Source organism: Streptococcus parauberis NCFD 2020 (assembly GCF_000187935.1).
Taxonomy (GTDB): domain Bacteria; phylum Bacillota; class Bacilli; order Lactobacillales; family Streptococcaceae; genus Streptococcus; species Streptococcus parauberis.
In genome coordinates this window covers 1,566,555-1,587,101 of sequence record NZ_AEUT02000001.1, presented here as the reverse complement: position 1 = coordinate 1,587,101, position 20,547 = coordinate 1,566,555, and the positions used below count along the sequence as shown (strand labels likewise).

18 protein-coding genes, 4 tRNA genes and 2 rRNA genes are annotated in these 20,547 nt (G+C 38.2%); 22 read left to right on the top strand and 2 right to left on the bottom strand.

The window, feature by feature from the left end; genetic code table 11:
• The first annotated feature begins 45 nt into the window (after window positions 1–45).
• From SPB_RS07960 to SPB_RS07940, 5 genes are all read left to right on the top strand, one after another.
• Window positions 46–118: transfer RNA gene (locus SPB_RS07960), tRNA-Ala, on the top strand.
• 235 nt (window positions 119–353) lie between these two features.
• Window positions 354–3,257, top strand: a 23S ribosomal RNA gene (locus SPB_RS07955).
• Between the two features lie 83 nt (window positions 3,258–3,340).
• Window positions 3,341–3,456 (top strand): 5S ribosomal RNA (gene rrf / locus SPB_RS07950).
• A 5-nt stretch (window positions 3,457–3,461) separates the two neighbouring features.
• Window positions 3,462–3,535: transfer RNA gene (locus SPB_RS07945), tRNA-Asn, on the top strand.
• Window positions 3,536–3,624: 89 nt separating this feature from the next.
• Window positions 3,625–3,698, top strand: a tRNA-Arg gene (locus tag SPB_RS07940).
• Window positions 3,699–3,793: 95 nt separating this feature from the next.
• On the opposite strand, the gene SPB_RS07935 is transcribed toward SPB_RS07940, so the two are convergent.
• Entirely contained in the window at window positions 3,794–5,143 is a 1,350-nt protein-coding gene (locus tag SPB_RS07935) for an aspartate kinase (RefSeq protein ID WP_003104574.1), read from the bottom strand.
• A 153-nt stretch (window positions 5,144–5,296) separates the two neighbouring features.
• On the opposite strand from SPB_RS07935, the gene truA reads away from it, so the two are divergent.
• Genes truA through SPB_RS07915 form a run of 4 tightly spaced genes read left to right on the top strand, consistent with a single transcriptional unit; the run spans window position 5,297 to window position 7,835 of the window.
• On the top strand, window positions 5,297–6,046 hold the full coding sequence (gene truA, locus SPB_RS07930) for a tRNA pseudouridine(38-40) synthase TruA (protein WP_003104092.1): 750 nt from the start codon (window positions 5,297–5,299) through the stop codon (window positions 6,044–6,046).
• On the top strand, window positions 6,036–6,788 hold the full coding sequence (locus SPB_RS07925) for a bifunctional hydroxymethylpyrimidine kinase/phosphomethylpyrimidine kinase (RefSeq protein WP_003102758.1): 753 nt from the start codon (window positions 6,036–6,038) through the stop codon (window positions 6,786–6,788). The genes truA and SPB_RS07925 overlap by 11 nt, the downstream gene beginning before the upstream one ends.
• Window positions 6,785–7,252: an ECF transporter S component gene (locus SPB_RS07920; RefSeq protein WP_003103205.1), complete on the top strand. Its 468-nt coding sequence runs from the start codon at window positions 6,785–6,787 to the stop codon at window positions 7,250–7,252. Before SPB_RS07925 ends, SPB_RS07920 begins: the two co-directional genes overlap by 4 nt.
• Before the next feature lie 19 nt (window positions 7,253–7,271).
• The gene (locus tag SPB_RS07915; RefSeq protein WP_003106126.1) at window positions 7,272–7,835 is read left to right on the top strand and encodes a TIGR01440 family protein; all 564 of its coding nucleotides are present in this window, start codon (window positions 7,272–7,274) and stop codon (window positions 7,833–7,835) included.
• Window positions 7,836–7,866: 31 nt separating this feature from the next.
• Here SPB_RS07915 and SPB_RS07910 read toward each other — a convergent pair whose 3' ends face one another.
• The gene (locus tag SPB_RS07910) at window positions 7,867–8,709 is read right to left on the bottom strand and encodes a mechanosensitive ion channel family protein (protein ID WP_003105726.1); all 843 of its coding nucleotides are present in this window, start codon (window positions 8,707–8,709) and stop codon (window positions 7,867–7,869) included.
• A 176-nt stretch (window positions 8,710–8,885) separates the two neighbouring features.
• Here SPB_RS07910 and tig point away from each other — a divergent pair, with 176 nt between their 5' ends.
• From tig to rpmB, 13 genes are all read left to right on the top strand, one after another.
• On the top strand, window positions 8,886–10,169 hold the full coding sequence (tig, locus tag SPB_RS07905) for a trigger factor (protein WP_003104766.1): 1,284 nt from the start codon (window positions 8,886–8,888) through the stop codon (window positions 10,167–10,169).
• 80 nt (window positions 10,170–10,249) lie between these two features.
• Window positions 10,250–10,930 (top strand): HAD family hydrolase, encoded by a 681-nt coding sequence (locus SPB_RS07900; RefSeq protein ID WP_003103387.1) that lies wholly within the window; start codon window positions 10,250–10,252, stop codon window positions 10,928–10,930.
• 68 nt (window positions 10,931–10,998) lie between these two features.
• Window positions 10,999–11,562: a DNA-directed RNA polymerase subunit delta gene (rpoE, locus tag SPB_RS07895; protein ID WP_003102462.1), complete on the top strand. Its 564-nt coding sequence runs from the start codon at window positions 10,999–11,001 to the stop codon at window positions 11,560–11,562.
• 236 nt (window positions 11,563–11,798) lie between these two features.
• Window positions 11,799–13,403, top strand: coding sequence for a CTP synthase (gene pyrG / locus SPB_RS07890; protein WP_003104888.1), 1,605 nt, complete (start codon window positions 11,799–11,801; stop codon window positions 13,401–13,403).
• 81 nt (window positions 13,404–13,484) lie between these two features.
• Window positions 13,485–15,242: a sensor histidine kinase gene (locus SPB_RS07885; protein ID WP_003106026.1), complete on the top strand. Its 1,758-nt coding sequence runs from the start codon at window positions 13,485–13,487 to the stop codon at window positions 15,240–15,242.
• The gene (locus SPB_RS07880) at window positions 15,242–15,970 is read left to right on the top strand and encodes a LytR/AlgR family response regulator transcription factor (RefSeq protein WP_003102614.1); all 729 of its coding nucleotides are present in this window, start codon (window positions 15,242–15,244) and stop codon (window positions 15,968–15,970) included. The genes SPB_RS07885 and SPB_RS07880 overlap by 1 nt, the downstream gene beginning before the upstream one ends.
• A 149-nt stretch (window positions 15,971–16,119) precedes the next feature.
• Window positions 16,120–16,551 carry an antiholin-like murein hydrolase modulator LrgA gene (gene lrgA, locus SPB_RS07875; protein WP_003103757.1) on the top strand — a complete coding sequence of 144 codons (432 nt, stop codon included), beginning with the start codon at window positions 16,120–16,122 and terminating at the stop codon, window positions 16,549–16,551.
• A gap of 14 nt (window positions 16,552–16,565) precedes the next feature.
• Window positions 16,566–17,273 carry an antiholin-like protein LrgB gene (gene lrgB / locus SPB_RS07870; protein ID WP_003102753.1) on the top strand — a complete coding sequence of 236 codons (708 nt, stop codon included), beginning with the start codon at window positions 16,566–16,568 and terminating at the stop codon, window positions 17,271–17,273.
• A 60-nt stretch (window positions 17,274–17,333) separates the two neighbouring features.
• Window positions 17,334–18,257, top strand: a complete 924-nt coding sequence (locus tag SPB_RS07865; RefSeq protein ID WP_003103703.1) for an alpha/beta hydrolase — start codon at window positions 17,334–17,336, stop codon at window positions 18,255–18,257.
• A 56-nt stretch (window positions 18,258–18,313) separates the two neighbouring features.
• A tRNA-Leu gene (locus tag SPB_RS07860) sits at window positions 18,314–18,399 on the top strand.
• Window positions 18,400–18,580: 181 nt separating this feature from the next.
• Window positions 18,581–19,462, top strand: coding sequence for a class II fructose-bisphosphate aldolase (locus tag SPB_RS07855; protein WP_003104481.1), 882 nt, complete (start codon window positions 18,581–18,583; stop codon window positions 19,460–19,462).
• Between the two features lie 319 nt (window positions 19,463–19,781).
• Window positions 19,782–19,907 (top strand): hypothetical protein, encoded by a 126-nt coding sequence (locus SPB_RS11595; protein ID WP_003102783.1) that lies wholly within the window; start codon window positions 19,782–19,784, stop codon window positions 19,905–19,907.
• 281 nt (window positions 19,908–20,188) lie between these two features.
• Window positions 20,189–20,377, top strand: coding sequence for a 50S ribosomal protein L28 (gene rpmB, locus SPB_RS07850; RefSeq protein WP_001140949.1), 189 nt, complete (start codon window positions 20,189–20,191; stop codon window positions 20,375–20,377).
• The last annotated feature ends 170 nt before the right edge of the window (window positions 20,378–20,547 follow it).

The window sequence follows — 20,547 nt, the reverse complement described above, 5'->3', positions numbered from 1 at the left end:
TGAGATAGAAACACCACTAATAATGTAACAACCAGTTTATTAGTTGGGGCCTTAGCTCAGCTGGGAGAGCGCCTGCTTTGCACGCAGGAGGTCAGCGGTTCGATCCCGCTAGGCTCCATTATCTAGGATACAAAGAGATGTTCGGCTTGCCGAAATTTCTTAAGAAATTAATCTCGTGTTCAACTAGATAAGTAGGATAAAAATCCTAACATAGTCCATTGAAAATTGAATATCTATATCAAATTCCACAATTAAGAAATTAATTGTAGAAAAAAGTAACAAGAAATAAACCGAAAAAAAGATAAACGCGAACATATTAAAAAATTAAAAGAAGGTCGAAAGACTGGAAATAAGGTTAAGTTAATAAGGGCGCACGGTGGATGCCTTGGCACTAGAAGCCGATGAAGGACGTGACTAACGACGAAATGCTTTGGGGAGCTGTAAGTAAGCAAAGATCCAGAGATGTCCGAATGGGGGAACCCGGCATGTAATGCATGTCATCCATGACTGTTAAGGTCATGAGAAGGAAGACGCAGTGAACTGAAACATCTAAGTAGCTGCAGGAAGAGAAAGCAAACGCGATTGCCTTAGTAGCGGCGAGCGAAACGGCAGAAGGGCAAACCGAGGAGTTTACTCCTCGGGGTTGTAGGACTGCGACGTGGGATCAAATACTATAGAAGAATTACCTGGGAAGGTAAGCCAAAGAGAGTAATAGCCTCGTATTTAAAATAGTAAATGACTCTAGCAGTATCCTGAGTACGGCGAGACACGCGAAATCTCGTCGGAATCTGGGAGGACCATCTCCCAACCCTAAATACTCTCTAGTGACCGATAGTGAACCAGTACCGTGAGGGAAAGGTGAAAAGCACCCCGGAAGGGGAGTGAAATAGAACCTGAAACCGTGTGCCTACAACAAGTTCGAGCCCGTTAATGGGTGAGAGCGTGCCTTTTGTAGAATGAACCGGCGAGTTACGATATGATGCGAGGTTAAGTTGAAGAGACGGAGCCGTAGGGAAACCGAGTCTTAATAGGGCGACTTAGTATCATGTTGTAGACCCGAAACCATGTGACCTACCCATGAGCAGGTTGAAGGTGAGGTAAAACTCACTGGAGGACCGAACCAGGGCACGTTGAAAAGTGCTTGGATGACTTGTGGGTAGCGGAGAAATTCCAAACGAACTTGGAGATAGCTGGTTCTCTCCGAAATAGCTTTAGGGCTAGCGTCGATGTTAAGTCTCTTGGAGGTAGAGCACTGTTTGGGTGAGGGGTCCATCCCGGATTACCAATCTCAGATAAACTCCGAATGCCAACGAGATATAATCGGCAGTCAGACTGCGAGTGCTAAGATCCGTAGTCGAAAGGGAAACAGCCCAGACCACCAGCTAAGGTCCCAAAATAATTGTTAAGTGGAAAAGGATGTGGGGTTGCACAGACAACTAGGATGTTAGCTTAGAAGCAGCTATTCATTCAAAGAGTGCGTAATAGCTCACTAGTCGAGTGACCCTGCGCCGAAAATGTACCGGGGCTAAAACAATTTACCGAAGCTGTGGATTACCTTTAGAGGTAATGGTAGGAGAGCGTTCTATGTGTGAAGAAGGTATACCGTGAGGAGTGCTGGAACGCATAGAAGTGAGAATGCCGGTATGAGTAGCGAAAGACAGGTGAGAATCCTGTCCACCGTAAGACTAAGGTTTCCAGGGGAAGGCTCGTCCGCCCTGGGTTAGTCGGGACCTAAGGAGAGACCGAAAGGTGTATTCGATGGCCAACAGGTTGATATTCCTGTACTAGTATGTAAAGTGATGGAGGGACGCAGTAGGCTAACTAAAGCGTGCGAATGGAAGAGCACGTTCAAGCAGTGAGGTGTGGTATGAGTCAAATGCTTATACCTAATACATTGAGCTGTGATGAGGAGCGAAATTAAGTAGCGAAGTTAGTGATGTCACACTGCCAAGAAAAGCTTCTAGCGTTTAATTACATACTACCCGTACCGCAAACCGACACAGGTAGTCGAGGCGAGTAGCCTCAGGTGATCGAGAGAACTCTCGTTAAGGAACTCGGCAAAATGACCCCGTAACTTCGGGAGAAGGGGTGCTGGCGTTAGCGTCAGCCGCAGTGAATAGGCCCAAGCAACTGTTTATCAAAAACACAGCTCTCTGCTAAATCGTAAGATGATGTATAGGGGGTGACGCCTGCCCGGTGCTGGAAGGTTAAGAGGAGTGCTTAGCGTAAGCGAAGGTATGAATTGAAGCCCCAGTAAACGGCGGCCGTAACTATAACGGTCCTAAGGTAGCGAAATTCCTTGTCGGGTAAGTTCCGACCCGCACGAAAGGCGTAATGATTTGGGCACTGTCTCAACGAGAGACTCGGTGAAATTTTAGTACCTGTGAAGATGCAGGTTACCCGCGACAGGACGGAAAGACCCCATGGAGCTTTACTGCAGTTTGATATTGAGTATCTGTACCACATGTACAGGATAGGTAGGAGCCATTGAAGACGGGACGCCAGTTTCGTCTGAGGCAATGTTGGGATACTACCCTTGTGTTATGGCTACTCTAACCCAGATAGGTTAACCCTATCGGAGACAGTGTCTGACGGGCAGTTTGACTGGGGCGGTCGCCTCCTAAAAGGTAACGGAGGCGCCCAAAGGTTCCCTCAGATTGGTTGGAAATCAATCGTAGAGTGTAAAGGTATAAGGGAGCTTGACTGCGAGAGTTACAACTCGAGCAGGGACGAAAGTCGGGCTTAGTGATCCGGTGGTTCCGCATGGAAGGGCCATCGCTCAACGGATAAAAGCTACCCTGGGGATAACAGGCTTATCTCCCCCAAGAGTTCACATCGACGGGGAGGTTTGGCACCTCGATGTCGGCTCGTCGCATCCTGGGGCTGTAGTCGGTCCCAAGGGTTGGGCTGTTCGCCCATTAAAGCGGCACGCGAGCTGGGTTCAGAACGTCGTGAGACAGTTCGGTCCCTATCCGTCGCGGGCGTAGGAAATTTGAGAGGATCTGCTCCTAGTACGAGAGGACCAGAGTGGACTTACCGCTGGTGTACCAGTTGTCTTGCCAAAGGCATCGCTGGGTAGCTATGTAGGGAAGGGATAAGCGCTGAAAGCATCTAAGTGCGAAGCCCCCCTCAAGATGAGATTTCCCATGATTTTATATCAGTAAGAGCCCTGAGAGATGATCAGGTAGATAGGTTAGAAGTGGAAGTATAGCGATATATGAAGCGGACTAATACTAATAGCTCGAGGACTTATCCTAAGATAAGTATGAACAAATAGTTTATTGACAGTTTTGGTCAAACTTGTTAGAATATAGATATTCAATTTTGAGTGGACTCAAAGTTAAGTGACGATAGCCTAGGAGATACACCTGTACCCATGCCGAACACAGTAGTTAAGCCCTAGAACGCCTGAAGTAGTTGGGGGTTGCCCCCTGTTAGATACGGAAGTCGCTTAGCATTGATCCGCCATAGCTCAGTTGGTAGTAGCGCATGACTGTTAATCATGATGTCGTAGGTTCGAGTCCTACTGGCGGAGTAAATTGAGATAGGCTAGCCTATCTTTTTTTATTGATTGGCTTGCATTTTTAGCGATAAAGGTGTAAGATATTTCTAGGTAATTAAGTAGCACCCTTAGCTCAACTGGATAGAGTACCTGACTACGAATCAGGCGGTTAGAGGTTCGACTCCTCTAGGGTGCATCATAATTTAAACAACATGACATGGATGTCATGTTGTTTTTGTTTATTCTAATAGGTAAAGTAACAGACATATCTAATAAGATATGTCTGTTAAATTATTCAAAGAAGGCATGATACAATGCTTTAATGGCTTTCTTTTCATCTTTAGAGTTGACTACAAACATAACAGAAAATTCACTTGAACCTTGAGAAATCATTGCTAGGTTTATTTTATTTTCAGAAAGTGCTTTTGTTGCTGTTGCTGTTACCCCAACATGGCTTTTCATTTGTTCACCAACAATCATAATGATGGATAAGTCTTTAGTTATAGTTACTTCATCAACTTCTAGTTTTTGGATAAGGTATTTAAGGATTTCTTGTTCTTTTATGGGTGTTAATTCTCTTTCACGGACAACAATTGATAAATCATCAATTCCGGTTGGCATATGTTCCCATCTTATATTTAAATCTTCTAGAATTTGAAGTACTTTTCTACCAAAACCGACTTCTCTATTCATTAAATACTTGGACATATTAATTGAGACAAATTTATCATCTCCTGAAATACCAACGACTGGCGCATGTTCTCCTTTATGTTCTAATACAATCTGAGTCCCGGGGTGCTCCGGATTATTTGTATTCTTGATAACTAAGGGTATTTTACCACGATAGGCTGGAATCAATGCTTCATCATGCAATACAGAGAATCCAGCATAGGCCAACTCACGCATTTCCTTATAGGTAAGAACTTCAATGGAGTGTGGGTTATTAATTATTCCTGGATGTGCTGCAAAAATACCATCTACATCAGTAAAATTTTCATAAAGTTCTGCACCGACACCGGCAGCAATCAATGAACCAGTGATATCAGATCCACCACGGGAAAAAGTACAGATATTATTTTCTTTTGTTACACCAAAGAATCCAGGGATTACAAGGACACCTTCTAACTCTGTAAGTTTTTCAATTTTATCGTAACTTGAAGGGAGGATTCTAGCATTTTGTGGCTCATCAGTGACTATTAAACCAACCTGTTTTGGATGAATATATCTAGCCTTGATTCCATTTGCTCTAAAAAAAGATGCAATTAGTTTTGCATTGTTATTTTCCCCAGCTGCTAAAAAGGTATCGTAAAGATATGGATTATTCTCACTTGGTAATGTAGCTAATTCGAGAATTGACTGTTCAATATCTTTAGCTATCTTAGGATTTAGATTGAGTTCTTCACAGACGGTGTTAAAACGGTTGATAATCCAATTTTGTTGGTGAGTAAAATTATCACCAGTTACAAAAGCATCATGATAAGCAATTAAAGCATCAGTAATTTTGGTATCACCATCATTTCTTTTTCCTGGTGCAGAAACAACCACAATTTTTCGATTCTTATCAGACTTAATTATGTTTAAAACCTTTTTTAGTTGTTGAGCAGATGCTAAAGAACTACCACCAAATTTAGTAACTTTCATATGTTTATCCCTTTTTTTTATATTAGGGACAATTATAACAAAATAGAAAGCAAATGTCAGTAAGATTTTAAAATCAGTTCACGCATTATTTGTATGGGGACAGTTTGAGAAAAAAACTATTTCTCTTTTTATCAATCATGATAAAATATACTCATGACAAGATATAAAGCAACTATTTCTTATGATGGATCAGGTTTTTCTGGCTTTCAAAGGCAACCGCATGCTAGATCAGTTCAGGAAGAAATCGAAAAAACACTCTTAAAATTGTATAAAGGCCAAGTTATTAAAATTCATGGTGCTGGTAGAACTGATGCAGGCGTGCATGCTTATGGACAAGTGATACACTTTGATTTGCCACTGGAGCGAGATATTGAAAAAATTAGATTTGCCCTTGATACACAGACACCAGATGATATTGATTTTATTAAAGTTGAAAAAGTAGCAGATGATTATCACTGTAGGTATTTGAAACATAAAAAAACTTATGAATTCTTAGTTGATATTGGCAGACCCAAAAATCCGATGATGCGGAATTATGCGACACATTATCCTTATCCACTTGATATTAGCTTAATGGATGAAGCAATAAAAGATTTAGTTGGGACCCATGATTTTACAGGATTCACAGCATCTGGAACGAGTATAGAAAATAAGGTTAGGACTATTTCGGAAGCGAAACTTACTTATGATGCTAAACGAAATTTTCTAATATTTTCTTTTACCGGAAATGGTTTTTTATACAAGCAAGTTCGCAACATGGTTGGAACACTATTGAAAATAGGTAATCAGCGTATGCCTGTTAGTCAGGTTCAACGTATTTTAGAAGAAAAAAATCGTCAATTAGCTGGACCAACTGCGGCAGGAAATGGCCTTTATTTAAAGGAGATTATCTATGAAGACTAATCTACTAACTATTGCCGGCAGTGATATCTTAAGTGGAGGAGGACTTCAAGCAGATTTGCTTACATTCCATCAGTTAGATGGCTTCCCATTTTTAGCAACAACTTGTTTAACTAGTATTAAGGATGGACAATTTGAAATTCATCCAACTGAAATTGAGATTTTCCGCAAACAATTAGCTTCACTTATGGATGTGCCTTTTGCGGCAATCAAAATCGGATTATTACCAAATTCGGAAATTGCTGAAGCAACTAAAAATTTTATCAAAGCAAAGCAAGTGTCAAAAATTGTTCTTGATCCTGTTCTGGTTTTTAAAGAGAATAATGATGCGACTGTTGTGACAATGGCAGAGCAAATCAAAGGAATGTTTCCTTACGTTGATATTATTACACCAAATCTTAAGGAAGCTGAGTTGTTGTCAGGGGTGCCCATTATAGATGAAAAATCGATGCTTGAAGCGGCTAAAGTACTGAAAGCATTAGGGGCAAAAAGTCTCGTCATTAAAGGTGGGAACCGTCTAGTAAGTGATAAAGCCATTGACTTATATATGGATCCATCAAAGTGGTTTATGCTTGAGAAACCTGTTCTTTCTCGAAATAACAATGGTGCAGGATGTACCTTTGCTTCTGCTATAGCTTCCTATTTATCAAAAGGAAATGAAATGGAAAAAGCAGTCGAATTGGCCAAAGATTTTGTTTATCAAGCCATTGAAAAATCAAATGAATATGGAGTTGTAATCGAATGAATAAATTAACGACTAAAGAATTAACCTTATTGTCAATTTTAACAGCCTTAACTATTATTTTAGGGAAATTTATCAGTATTGGAACACCAACAGGCTTTTTAACTTTGTTGGATGCGGGTATCTATTTTACAGCTTTTTATTTAGGAGCTAAGGAGGGCATGATAGTTGGTGGTTTTTCAGGTTTCTTAATTGATTTAGTTTCTGGTTACCCTAATTGGATGTTCTTTAGTTTGCTTGCTCATGGCTCACAAGGCTTTTTTGCAGGCTTAGAAGGTAAAAAAAGACCACTTGGACTTGTTTTGGCATCAATTATGATGGTGGGTATTTATTTCCTTGTATCTATTCCGATGTATGGATTCGGTGCGGCCCTAGGGGGTGTCATGGGTAACATTGGACAGAACTTTTTGGGGATGATAGTTGGTTATATTATTTATATCTTATTTTCAAAAGTTCAGGCAAAATAATTCTTAGATTGGGGCAAAAATGGAACTTAAGCAAATTGAAGAAGAAACGCGGGCAATAATAACTGATGTAGTTGAAAGAAGTGCTATTAAGAAGGGACAAGTCTTTGTTTTAGGTCTATCTTCAAGTGAAGTCAGTGGTGGCAGAATTGGTAAGAATTCTAGTTTAGAAATTGGTGACTGTATTGTCAAAGTGATCTTGGATGTTCTAAAATCAAAAGGGATTCATTTGGCTGTTCAAGGCTGTGAGCATGTCAATCGTGCGTTGGTAATAGAAGAATCCGTTGCGGAAGAAAAGGGCTATGAAATTGTTAATGTTCTTCCAACACTTCACGCAGGTGGTAGTGGTCAATTGGCAGCTTTTAAGTGGATGTCTTCTCCTGTGGAAGTTGAAGAAGTGATTGCTCATGCCGGTTTAGATATTGGTGATACTTTTATTGGTATGCATGTTAAACGTGTACAAGTTCCTCTAATTCCTATCCAGCGGGAATTAGGAGGTGCACATGTTACTGCTTTGGCTAGTCGACCTAAGTTGATTGGTGGGGCTCGAGCAGAATATAAGACAGATACAATCAGAAAAAATTAATATAATAAGAGGCAATTTTTAAAATTGCCTCTTATTTTCTTATCTGTGGATATGCTTGAGTAGTTGGTAGGGTAATTCCTCTAGCCAGCAATGCTTCTTGATATAACTTGTAGAAGGTTGAATAAATTTGGAACTGTTGTCCATTCTCAGTAAAAATTGCAACACGGTAAATAAATTGACCGTTGGCATTGACTTGAGGTCCTAAAATATTTGGATAATCGACAATCTGTGGGTAATCTTTGACATGGAGTTCATTGACTTGGGTGATTACTTGATTAACATCCTCAAGATTTGTTGTTGAGTATAATGGTATTTCAATTAGAGCTCGCATATTGCCACGCGATTTATTTGATACTACAATGATACTACGATTAGGGATGAAATGGAGTGTCCCATCAAAACCTCTGATTTGAGTTGTCCGGATACCGACACTTGCTATTGTTCCCTCAACGGATGCAATAGATATGGAGTCACCGACTTCAAATTGATTTTCAAAAAGGATGAAAAAGCCATTGACGACATCAGATAAGAAGCCTTGAGCACCTAAACCGATAGCAACTCCAGCAATCCCTGCACCTGCGAGCAAACTAGAAACTGGAATATCTAATAAACTAAGCACCCAGTAAATTAAGAGAAAATAAAGAGTGTAGTTTAATAAGTTATGCGTAAGTTTTGATAAGGTTTTTTTACGAGCCTCACTTTGTCTAGAAAATGAAAAGGATTTATCGGCAATTTTTTCGAATAGTCGATTAGCAACCTCTTTTAAAATAAAAAAGAAAATTAATAATAAAACTAGAGAAATTATTTTTGTTAAAAGGGTAAATAGGAGTTCTTCGAGGTGAAGGTGATCCAAATATCTAAGAATAAATGTCATGCGCAATCCTTTCTGTCCTAGTTAGTTTATCAAAAAATAGGAAAAAATCAAACAATGAGAAAAAATAATTAATAATGGTTGAAAGTATCACTTGTTCCTGCACAAAACACTTTAAAATAGCGTTGAAATGTGATAGAATGAACTGTATCTAAATTATTTTAAGGAGAAATGACTTAATGTCTACATCATTTGAAAACAAAGCTACTAACCGTGGCGTTATTACATTTACAATTGGTCAAGAACAAATTAAACCAGCTCTTGATCAAGCATTTAATAAAATTAAAAAAGACCTAAATGTACCAGGATTCCGTAAAGGTCACATGCCTCGTCCAGTATTCAACCAAAAATTTGGTGAAGAAGTTCTTTATGAAGATGCTTTGAATATTGTTTTACCAGCTACTTATGAAGCTGCTGTAACTGAATTAGGACTTGAAGTTGTAGCTCAACCAAAAATTGACGTTGTTTCTATGGAAAAAGGTCAAGATTGGAAAATTAACGCTGAAGTAGTTACAAAACCAGAAGTTAAACTTGGTGATTATAAAAATCTTGCAGTAGAAGTTGAAGCTTCAAAAGAAGTTAGTGACGAAGAAATCGACGAAAAAATTGAACGCGAACGTAAAAACCTTGCTGAACTTGTTGTTAAAGAAGACGCAGCAGCAGAAGGCGATACAGTTGTAATTGACTTCTTAGGTTCAGTTGATGGCGTTGAATTTGACGGCGGTAAAGGTGATAACTTCTCACTTGAGCTTGGTTCAGGTCAATTTATCCCAGGCTTTGAAGAACAATTAGTTGGTGTTAAAGCTGGTGAAACTGTTGACGTTAATGTTACTTTCCCTGAAGAATATCAAGCAGAAGATTTAGCTGGTAAAGATGCTAAATTCGTAACAACTGTTCATGAAGTAAAAACTAAAGAAGTTCCAGAATTAGATGATGAATTAGCTAAAGACATCGATGAAGAAGTTGAAACACTAGATGAATTAAAAGCTAAATATCGTAAAGAACTTGAAGCAGCTAAAGAAATTGCTTATGATGATGCCGTTGAAGGGGCTGCAATTGAATTAGCAGTTGAAAATGCTGAAATCGTTGAATTACCAGAAGAAATGGTTCATGATGAAGTACATCGTGCTATGAATGAATTTATGGGTAACATGCAACGTCAAGGTATTTCTCCAGAAATGTACTACCAATTAACTGGAACTTCTGAAGATGACCTTCATAAACAATATGAGTCTGAAGCTGACAAACGTGTTAAAACTAACCTTGTTATTGAAGCAATTGCTAAAGCAGAAGGATTTGAAGCAAGCGACGAAGAAATTGAAAAAGAAATCAATGATCTTGCAACTGAGTACAATATGCCAGTTGAGCAAGTTCGCACTCTTCTTTCAGCTGATATGCTTAAACATGATATTGCAATGAAAAAAGCAGTTGAAGTTATCACAGAATCAGCAAAAGTAAAATAATAAGTATTGGATTGTAAAACAATCAAATTGACAATTGGACTGAAATTTATTTCAGTCCTTTTTTATAGGAGGAAAGTTATATGATATCTGCAATTGTGTTTGATATGGATGGTGTCATCGTTGATACTGAGTATCTTGATTACCAACTGCAAAGTGAATATATTTTATCAATTTCTAAAAACTCCACACCTTTGACTAAGGAAGACTTTTCGTCACTTGTTGGTCGTTCAGGATTTGACTTGCAAAAGAGGATAAATCAGCTTGCCTGCACAAATCTTAGTAGTGAAGATTTTGAAGTGGCCTTCCAACAAATTGAACGGCATAAATATCATCCAGAGACTGTGGTGCCAATCTTTAGAAAAGATATGGTCGCCATTCTGGAATGGGCTAAAAGTCAAGATATCAAATTAGCAGTAGCTTCTTCCAGTCCACTTGATGCCATTCTAACAGTTCTTGATGTCTGCCAGATTCGTCACTATTTCGACCGTGTCACCTCAGGTGAGTCCTTTAAGGAGAGCAAGCCTAATCCTGAGATCTATTTACATACCCTGCAGAGCCTTTCCGTAGAGGCAAATGAAGCAATAGCTATCGAAGACTCCCCTTCGGGAATTGCTGCCGCTAAAGCAGCCGGTATGAGGGTCTTAGCTTATAAAGAAGAGCGGATGCTGATTGACCAGTCTGGTGCTGACCACATTTTGGATGGAATGTCAGAAATTTATAGTTGGTTAAAAAAAGAGGTCAATAAAGCTGAGATTAACTGATAAAAGCTTTGACGAATGGGGAAATTTAGCGTAAAATAGTAAGGAATGATAAAATAAGGAGAATTGCCTTGAAATTAGACGTATTTGCGGGACAAGAAAAAAGCGAACTCTCAATGATTGAGGTTGCACGCGCCATTTTAGAAGAACGTGGCCGCGATAATGGAATGTATTTTAGTGATCTTGTAAATGATATCCAAATATACTTAGGAAAATCAGATGCTGATATCCGTGAAGCTTTACCATTTTTCTATACAGATTTAAACATCGATGGATCTTTTATTCCATTAGGTGAAAACAAATGGGGACTTCGCTCATGGTATGGTATCGACGAAATTGATGAAGAAATCATCACTCTTGAAGATGAAGAAGACGGCGCTCCAAAACGTAAGAAAAAACGTGTTAACGCCTTTATGGATGGTGATGAAGACGCTATTGATTATAGTGATGATGATCCAGAAGATGAAGACTTCGAAGAAGAAACTGAAGATGCTGAATACGATGAAGAAGACCCAGAAGACGAAAAATCGGAAGTGGAATCTTATGATTCAGAATTGAACGAAATCATCCCAGAAGATGAGATTGAAGAAGTTGAAATCAATGAAGAAGATGAAGACGAAGAAGACGAAGAGTAATCTTTTGAAATTTCTCCTTTGAAAATTTTCAAGAAAATCTATTTGACAAATGAGATGATATAGTTTATATTATTATTCGGGCACCTCTTTATGAGGTCGATAAAAGCTCCCTATTTATTAGGGGGCTATTTTTATTTTTTAAAAATGGTGTATTTAGTTGTTAATGAGGTAATAACTACTCTCGAACCCCAAGATTATAGATAGCAAAGCTGTCGCGAAAAGGAGTTTTTAAAATTATGACAAAGTATATTTTTGTTACAGGTGGAGTTGTTTCTTCAATTGGTAAAGGTATCGTTGCAGCTAGCCTAGGCCGTTTGTTAAAAAACCGTGGCTTGAAAGTAACGATTCAAAAATTTGATCCTTATATTAATATTGACCCAGGAACAATGAGTCCTTATCAACATGGTGAAGTTTATGTTACAGATGATGGTGCCGAAACTGACTTAGACCTTGGGCACTATGAACGTTTCATTGATATCAATCTTAATAAATTTTCGAACGTAACAACGGGTAAAATTTATAGTGAAGTTCTGCGTAAAGAACGTAAAGGTGAATACCTTGGAGCAACTGTACAGGTCATTCCTCATATTACTGATGCGCTTAAGGATAAAATTAAGCGTGCTGCTGTGACCACTGACTCAGATGTGATTATTACAGAAGTTGGCGGAACTGTTGGGGATATTGAAAGTCTGCCATTCTTAGAAGCCCTTCGACAAATGAAGGCTGATGTTGGTTCAGATAATGTTATGTATATCCATACAACATTATTACCATATTTAAAAGCCGCTGGTGAGATGAAAACAAAACCAACCCAGCATTCTGTAAAAGAATTACGTGGTTTAGGGATTCAACCGAATATGCTTGTTATCCGTACGGAAGAACCAGTTGAACAAGGGATAAAAAATAAATTGGCTCAATTCTGTGATGTCGAACCGGAAGCTGTTATTGAATCTATGGATGTTGATCATCTTTACCAAATTCCATTAAATCTTCAAGCTCAAAATATGGACCAGATTGTTTGTGATCATTTGAAATTAGATGCACCGCAAGCTGATATGGCAGAATGGTCTGAGATGGTTGATAAGGTAATGAACCTTAAGAAAACAACTAAAATTGCCCTAGTTGGTAAATATGTTGAATTACCTGATGCTTACCTATCAGTTGTTGAAGCATTAAAACACTCAGGATTTGTTAATGATACAGCTATTGATTTAAATTGGGTTAATGCTAATGATTTAACTGCCGAAAATGCTCAAGAATTATTAGGTCGTGCTGACGGAATCATCGTTCCTGGAGGCTTTGGTCAACGTGGTACTGAAGGTAAAATTGAAGCTATTCGTTTTGCTCGTGAAAATGATGTTCCAATGCTTGGTATTTGTCTTGGTATGCAATTAACCTGTGTTGAGTTTGCCAGAAATGTTCTTAATATGGAAGGTGCAAATTCAGCTGAATTAAATCCAGATACAGAGTTCCCAATCATTGATATTATGCGTGATCAAATTGATGTGGAAGATATGGGGGGAACACTACGTCTTGGACTTTACCCATGTAAATTAAAAACCGGTTCACGCGCAGCTGCGGCTTATAACAACCAAGAAGTTGTTCAACGTCGTCATCGTCACCGGTATGAATTCAATACCAAATTCCGTAAGGATTTTGAAAATGCTGGATTTGTTTTCTCGGGTGTGTCGCCTGATAACCGTTTGATGGAAATTGTTGAACTGTCAGACAAAAAATTCTTTGTAGCAGCCCAATATCATCCAGAATACCAAAGTCGACCAAATAAAGCAGAAGAACTCTATACTGCCTTTATTACTGCTGCAGTAGAAAACAGTCTCTAAGGCTTGTGCCCGATTGTCCAAAATGCAGATGCTTTTCCAAGTAATTTAGTACGTGATATAATAAACCAATGAGGTTACCATATGCTATCACTATTTTTACCACTCCTAGAGCGAGTTGGTCTAATTATATTGTTGGCTAATCTATTAATGATTAGCCCTTTTTATAAGAAAATGATGTATGAAAGAGATAAACCGCAGGTTCGCTGGGTTTTGATCATCACTTTCAGCATCTTCGCTATTATTAGTAATTTTACGGGTGTCTTAGTCTCATCTTCTGCTAACAGTGGAATTGGTGGCTTAGTGGCTTTGCCTGCCCATAATTCAATTGCTAATACCAGAACCTTAACAATTGGGATGTCCGGTCTGATTGGAGGTCCTTTTGTTGGGATTTTTGTCGGACTTATCTCAGGTACTGTTCGACTCCTACAAGGAGGTACAGCTCCGTATACCTATTTCATTTCCTCACTTCTTATTGGTCTGTTTTCCGGCTTAGTTGGTCAGGTTTCTCTCAAGAAAAAGACCTATCCAGAAATTTGGCAAGGTAGTTTATGTGGTGCCCTGATGGAAGTAATTCAGATGCTTTGTATCTTTGTCTTCCATCCTGATAAAGCACAAGCATTGGCCTTGATTCATACAATCGCTTTGCCTATGTTAGTGGTTAATGCCTTAGGAACGGGGATATTCCTCTCGATTATCCTGGGAACACTCAAACAAGAAGAAAGCATGAAAGCCATCCAAACTCATGATGTTTTGGAACTTGCCAACACTACTCTACCTTTTTTTCGTCAAGGTTTGACTTTAGAATCGGCCGAGCAGGCAGCTAAAGTGATTATGAAATACATGCGCGTGTCAGCTGTCAGTATTACCAATCGGCAGTCGATTTTAGCCCATGTTGGATTAGCTAGTGATCATCATATTCCCACAAAGAAAATTATCACTGACCTCTCTAAAGAAGTGATAGAAACTGGGAAAATCCATATTGTCCGCAGTAAGAATGAAATTGGTTGTCATTACCCAGACTGCCCCTTAGCGGCAGCCATTGTTGTACCCTTATATGTAAAAGGTAAAGTGGCAGGGACTTTTAAATTATACTTTTCAGACCCTGATGACTTAACTTACGTTGAAGAACAACTAGCAAATGGTTTAGGAGATATCTTCTCTTCTCAACTGGAACTTGGCCAAATGGCCTTGGAACAAGGTTTACTCAAGGATGCTGAAATCAAGTCCTTACAAGCTCAAGTTAACCCCCATTTCCTCTTTAATGCTATTAATACTATTTCGGCCTTGATGCGGATTGATAGTGAAAAGGCTCGTTATCTGTTGCTTCAATTAGGTCAGTATTTCAGGTCTAATATTACCTCTACACGTAAGAATGTTATTACGGTTGAAGAAGAACTGAATCACTTGAATGCTTATTTAACGATTGAACAAGCCCGCTTTCCAAATCGTTATCAAGTTGATATAAATATGCCAGATTCACTCAAGAAAGCTAGCATTCCTCCATTTATTATTCAAATCTTAGTCGAAAATGCTTTGAAACACGCTTTTCCAGGCCGCAAAGCCAATAATAAAGTTTGGGTAAAATTGACCCAAATGACTGCTAATATCTTGGAACTAGAAGTTAAAGATAATGGTGAAGGGATTGCAAAAGAATTATTAAGTAGGCTTGGTCGTGAGATTGTTCCTTCAAATCGCGGAACAGGTTCAGCACTTGAAAATATGAATCGACGATTAATCAGTCTTTATGGAACTAGTGCCCACTTACAAATTGACTCAAGTAAAGAGGGAGCATCTTTTAAAGTTCTCATCCCACTAAAACTAATAGAAGAGGAGCAATAATGAAAGTAGCAATAATTGATGATGAGCCTTTGGCGCGGATGGAACTTACTTATCTTTTGGAACAAACCAATGAAGTAGCTAGTATCGTTCAAGGTGAATCGATTGAAGAAGCTTTTCAAATTCTTTTAACTGATCAACCTGACCTTTTGTTTTTAGATATTCATTTGACAGATGAAAGCGGGATTGATTTAGCCAGAAAGTTAACAATGGTGGCCAATCCGCCACTAATTATCTTTGCGACAGCTTATGATAATCATGCTTTAGAGGCTTTCGAAGTTAATGCCTTAGACTATATTTTAAAGCCCTTCGAAGAAGAGCGTGTCCGCAAAGCGATTGCCAAAGCAAAAGATGCCTTAATGGCTAAGGAAATTAAGGTTAATGGGATTAGTCATGAAAAGAACGTGTCTCGTTTGACTATTGAGACGGATGAACGGATTTACCTGGTTGACTTTGAGGATGTCTACTACTGTGAGGTTCAGGGTAAGGAAACGACTATTTACACACGTAAGGGTACTTATACCAGTCATACAACACTTGCTGCTATTGAACGGACTTTGTCGCCTGAGCAATTTATTAAAGTTCATCGGAGTTATATTATCAATCTTGAGGCAATCAAGGAAATACAACCTTGGTTTAATCAAACTTACCAGATAACAATGGCTAATGGTGGGAAAGTCCCGGTTAGTCGTTCTTACATCAAGAGCTTTAAGCAACAAGTTGGACTATAATTTAGCATTTCATAACTGATAAAATGCATTTCATACCAAGAAGAAAGCGTTTTATTCCAAAAAGAACCCAAGGGTTCTTTTTTTATTTATAATAAAACCATAAAACAAGTCGAAAAAATCAATAACATAACTAAAAAGGAGTGACTATCATGAAAAAAACATATACTACTATTTATCAAAGCGTACTTATTGGAACAATAGTATTGATGTCAAAATTAATTGAACATGCTCTTCCTTTTGTTATGCCTGCCTCAGTTATTGGATTGGTCTTAATGTTTTTAGCTTTAAGCTTAAATGTTATCAAGTTAGAACAAGTTGAAAAAGTCGGCGACGGATTAGTCAATAATATTGGTTTATTCTTCGTTCCAGCCGGTGTCTCAGTAATTAATTCTCTCGGCTTATTACAAAAACACTTTCTTTCAGATATTTTCTTAATTTTTGCTTCAACATTAATTTTACTTGTATCAACTGGTTGGATGACACAACTTGTCATGCAACTTGAACCAAGTCATTTCTTTAAATCATCAAAAAAGACTACAGATGCCACTTCAATGGCTAGTCAAAAATTCTACGCTAAATAAGAAGGAGTTCAATCATGTTAGAAATCATTAATTTGTTTAAAACTAGCCCGATCTTCGGTGTCTTATTATCAGTTGGCACTTTCTTTTTAGGTCAAATTTTATTTAAAAAATCAAAAGGATTCTTCTTATTTGCACCTTTGTTCGTGGCAATGATTCTAGGAATTGCAACTTTAAAAGCCACTGGCATTACCTTTGAGGAATATAACAAAGGTGGACAAATTATCAGTTTCTTCCTTGAACCAGCAACAATCTGCTTTGCGATTCCACTTTACAAGAAACGCGATGTTTTGAAAAAATACTGGTTACAAATTCTTGGTGGTTTATCTCTAGGTAGTATCGTGGCAGTTTACGGCATTTACTTTATTTCTAGTCTCCTACAATTAGGTAAAGTCGTAACCGCATCAATGCTTCCACAAGCTGCAACAACAGCTATTGCTATGCCAACATCTGTGGCACTTGGTGGTTCAGCAGAGTTAACTTCACTTGCTTGCATTCTAAATGGTGTCATTATCTATGCCCTAGCCAAACCACTTATCAATTTATTTAAGATTGATGACCCAATTGCTCGTGGTTTAGCCCTAGGTACAGCGGGACATGCACTTGGTGTTTCAGCTTCAAAAGACTTTGGTCAAGTTGAAGAATCAATGGGCTCAATTGCATTGGTAGTTGTCGGTGTGATTGTTTCAGTGGTTGTCCCTCTATTAAGTACAGTACTTCTCTAAAAACAAAAAAGAAAGAAAATAGTCTTTCTTTTTTTGTTGTTTTAGTGTAAACTGTTTGATATGAAAATGATTCGACTATCAAAGTATTTTGCAGTATTATTAGTACTTGCAACGCTCATTTCAATAGGAGCAAGTTTTTATTTTTTCCATGTTGCACAAGTTAGAGAAGATAAGTCATTCATCAATGACGGACCGCGGTCAAAGCTAAATCCCCTTCATCAATCAGAAATAGCTTTTGATAAATTAAAAGCTGAAAAACGTTGGATGACTAATCGTGGGAAGAGACAAGTTGCTTTTTATTTACCGGCTAATCAGAAAACAAATAAGACAGTTATTGTTGTTCATGGGTTTACAACCAATAAAGAAAACATGAAGCCTTATGCCATGCTTTTTCATGATTTAGGCTATAATGTCTTGGTACCAGACAACGAGTCTCATGGTGAAAGTCAAGGCAAATTAATTGGTTTTGGTTGGAATGATCGTAAAAATGTGATTGCTTGGTCCAATATGCTAATTAAAGATAATCAGGAAAGTCAAATTACTCTTTTTGGTCTCTCGATGGGAGCAGCAACAGTCATGATGGCAAGTGGTGAGCAATTACCAACTCAAATTCACCAAATTATTGAAGACTGCGGCTACTCTAGTGTTTGGGATGAGTTGAAATTTCAAGCTAAAGATATGTATGGATTACCCGCTTTTCCAATTCTCTATGAGGTTTCAGCCATATCAAAAGTGAGGGCTGGCTTTACTTATGGAGAAGCAAGTGCTGTGAAACAGTTAGAGAAAAATAAGTTACCTGTTCTCTTTATTCACGGGTCTAAAGATGATTTCGTCCCTTCTAATATGGTCTATGATTTATACAAGGCAACAAGGGGACCTAAAGAACTCTTAATCATCAATGGGGCTAAACATGCTCAAGCCTATGAAACGGATATGAAAAAATATAAGGAAAGCGTCAGCAATTTTTTGAAAGAAAATCAGTAAAGACAGTTGACACAGAAACTCATAGTTGATATAATAATTAATGTTGCTAATGAGTAGCGGAAATGGCGGAATTGGCAGACGCGCAGGACTAAGGATCCTGTGACCGCTTTAGGTCGTGAGGGTTCAAGTCCCTCTTTCCGCATTATGTAAAGAGCTTTTGTGGCTCTTTTTTTGTGTTTCAAAAGATTTTCAAGAAATGTGAAAAGTATAACATAAAGAAAACGCTTTACATTAGCCAACTAGTGGAAATTTGTTCATAATTATGCTAAAATGTACTTTGTAAACGGGTCAAAAGACTCGAAAAATAAGAGGAGGCCTAACAAATGGCAATCGTTTCAGCAGAAAAATTTGTACAAGCAGCTCGTGAAAACGGCTACGCTGTTGGTGGATTTAACACTAACAACTTAGAATGGACTCAAGCTATCTTGCGTGCAGCAGAAGCTAAAAAAGCTCCAGTTCTTATCCAAACATCAATGGGTGCTGCGAAATACATGGGTGGTTACAAAGTATGTCAATCACTTATTTCTAACCTTGTAGAATCAATGGGGATCACTGTTCCTGTAGCTATTCACCTTGACCACGGTCATTATGAAGACGCTTTGGAATGTATCGAAGTTGGCTACTCTTCAATCATGTTTGACGGTTCACACCTTCCAGTTGAAGAAAACCTTGCTAAAACTAAAGAAGTTGTTGCTTTAGCTCATGCTAAAGGTATTTCTGTAGAAGCTGAAGTTGGTACTATCGGTGGTGAAGAAGATGGTATCATCGGTAAAGGTGAACTTGCTCCAATCGAAGACGCTAAAGCTATGGTTGAAACTGGAATTGATTTCCTTGCTGCTGGTATTGGTAACATCCATGGTCCATACCCTGCAAACTGGGAAGGTCTTGCTCTTGACCACTTAGAAAAATTAGCAGCAGCAGTACCAGGATTCCCAATCGTATTACACGGTGGATCAGGTATTCCTGACGATCAAATTCGTGCAGCTATCAAACTTGGCGTTGCTAAAATCAACGTTAACACTGAAAGCCAAATCGCATTTACTGAAGCTACTCGTGAATTTGCTCGTAACTACGAAGCAAACGAAGCTGAGTACACTGCTAAAAAATTATTTGACCCACGTAAATTCTTGGCTCCAGGTATGAAAGCAGTTCAAGCAGCAGTTGAAGAACGTATCGATGTATTCGGTTCAGCGAATAAAGCATAATAAATTAAAAATTGCATAACAATAAGGTCTATCCGAAAGGATTGATCTTTTTTTAATTTTTGGGTTTCGAGTAATATTTCCTAGGCTTCGTGTAAGACGAAGCCTAGGAAATATTAAGGAACAAAAAGTTATCTACCGTCAAAAAAGCTATTTCTAGTGGAAAAGGGCCAGGTGGTGGGGTTTCAACTTGTGCTGATTTAATGATTTTCATTAAGGTATTCTTCGAAGAAGAGTTCATCAATAGTCATCATTGGTCTGAAATAAAAGATAATTACTTTCTACGATGTAATTATACCTCTGTTATGTATGGCGGGGACACATGATGGTTTTAATTGGTAATGATGATAAAGTTAATCGTCCAAAATTTTATGGTAATTCCGGAACATCTGGTACTTTTGCCTTCTATTGTCCTCACCAATTGATGGCGCGTAAAAAGAGCCTCTAACGATTTTATTCACACATAATCCTGCTTTAATAATGGGCGTTTAAAATCCTTCTGGATTGACTTATACCTTTGAGTTTATTAATGAAATTGAAGATAATATTACGGAAGTTACTTATGATGGAACTCAAAAAAACTTATTTAACCGTATTTATGAGCATCTTAATCAACAATGAAATGTTCAGAAAAAAGCCTTGCCAAACCTATGTCCTTATGATAAAATAGTTAAGTATGTGGTGCTAGCACATCCGTAAACATATTCTACGTAGGAGGAAACAAACAAAATGGCTAAAGTATGTTATTTTACAGGTCGTAAAACTGTATCTGGTAACAACCGTTCACACGCTATGAACCAAACTAAACGTACTGTAAAACCAAATCTTCAAAAAGTTACTGTTCTTATTGATGGTAAACCAAAGAAAGTTTGGGTTTCAGCTCGTGCGCTTAAATCTGGTAAAGTAGAACGCGTTTAATAGAAATGAGCCTTAGGGCTTTTTTTCTTGTTCATTTTAGGGGATAAAGGGGCTTTGAAATCCCTTATCACCTACATCTTTTACATTGCTTCCAGTTTATGGTAAAATAAACTGGTTTTTTATTTGCAATCAATACATGTAAATGCTATCATTAAGAAAAATATAGGAGA

Bases quoted from the DNA above. Each gene is read 5' to 3' on its own strand.
- SPB_RS07935 (WP_003104574.1), bottom strand. From the start codon at position 5,143: ATGAAAGTTACTAAATTTGGTGGTAGTTCTTTAGCATCTGCTCAACAA.
- truA (WP_003104092.1), top strand. From the start codon at position 5,297: ATGACAAGATATAAAGCAACTATTTCTTATGATGGATCAGGTTTTTCT.
- SPB_RS07925 (WP_003102758.1), top strand. From the start codon at position 6,036: ATGAAGACTAATCTACTAACTATTGCCGGCAGTGATATCTTAAGTGGA.
- SPB_RS07920 (WP_003103205.1), top strand. From the start codon at position 6,785: ATGAATAAATTAACGACTAAAGAATTAACCTTATTGTCAATTTTAACA.
- SPB_RS07915 (WP_003106126.1), top strand. From the start codon at position 7,272: ATGGAACTTAAGCAAATTGAAGAAGAAACGCGGGCAATAATAACTGAT.
- SPB_RS07910 (WP_003105726.1), bottom strand. From the start codon at position 8,709: ATGACATTTATTCTTAGATATTTGGATCACCTTCACCTCGAAGAACTC.
- tig (WP_003104766.1), top strand. From the start codon at position 8,886: ATGTCTACATCATTTGAAAACAAAGCTACTAACCGTGGCGTTATTACA.
- SPB_RS07900 (WP_003103387.1), top strand. From the start codon at position 10,250: ATGATATCTGCAATTGTGTTTGATATGGATGGTGTCATCGTTGATACT.
- pyrG (WP_003104888.1), top strand. From the start codon at position 11,799: ATGACAAAGTATATTTTTGTTACAGGTGGAGTTGTTTCTTCAATTGGT.
- SPB_RS07885 (WP_003106026.1), top strand. From the start codon at position 13,485: ATGCTATCACTATTTTTACCACTCCTAGAGCGAGTTGGTCTAATTATA.
- SPB_RS07880 (WP_003102614.1), top strand. From the start codon at position 15,242: ATGAAAGTAGCAATAATTGATGATGAGCCTTTGGCGCGGATGGAACTT.
- lrgA (WP_003103757.1), top strand. From the start codon at position 16,120: ATGAAAAAAACATATACTACTATTTATCAAAGCGTACTTATTGGAACA.
- lrgB (WP_003102753.1), top strand. From the start codon at position 16,566: ATGTTAGAAATCATTAATTTGTTTAAAACTAGCCCGATCTTCGGTGTC.
- SPB_RS07865 (WP_003103703.1), top strand. From the start codon at position 17,334: ATGAAAATGATTCGACTATCAAAGTATTTTGCAGTATTATTAGTACTT.
- SPB_RS07855 (WP_003104481.1), top strand. From the start codon at position 18,581: ATGGCAATCGTTTCAGCAGAAAAATTTGTACAAGCAGCTCGTGAAAAC.
- SPB_RS11595 (WP_003102783.1), top strand. From the start codon at position 19,782: ATGATGGTTTTAATTGGTAATGATGATAAAGTTAATCGTCCAAAATTT.
- rpmB (WP_001140949.1), top strand. From the start codon at position 20,189: ATGGCTAAAGTATGTTATTTTACAGGTCGTAAAACTGTATCTGGTAAC.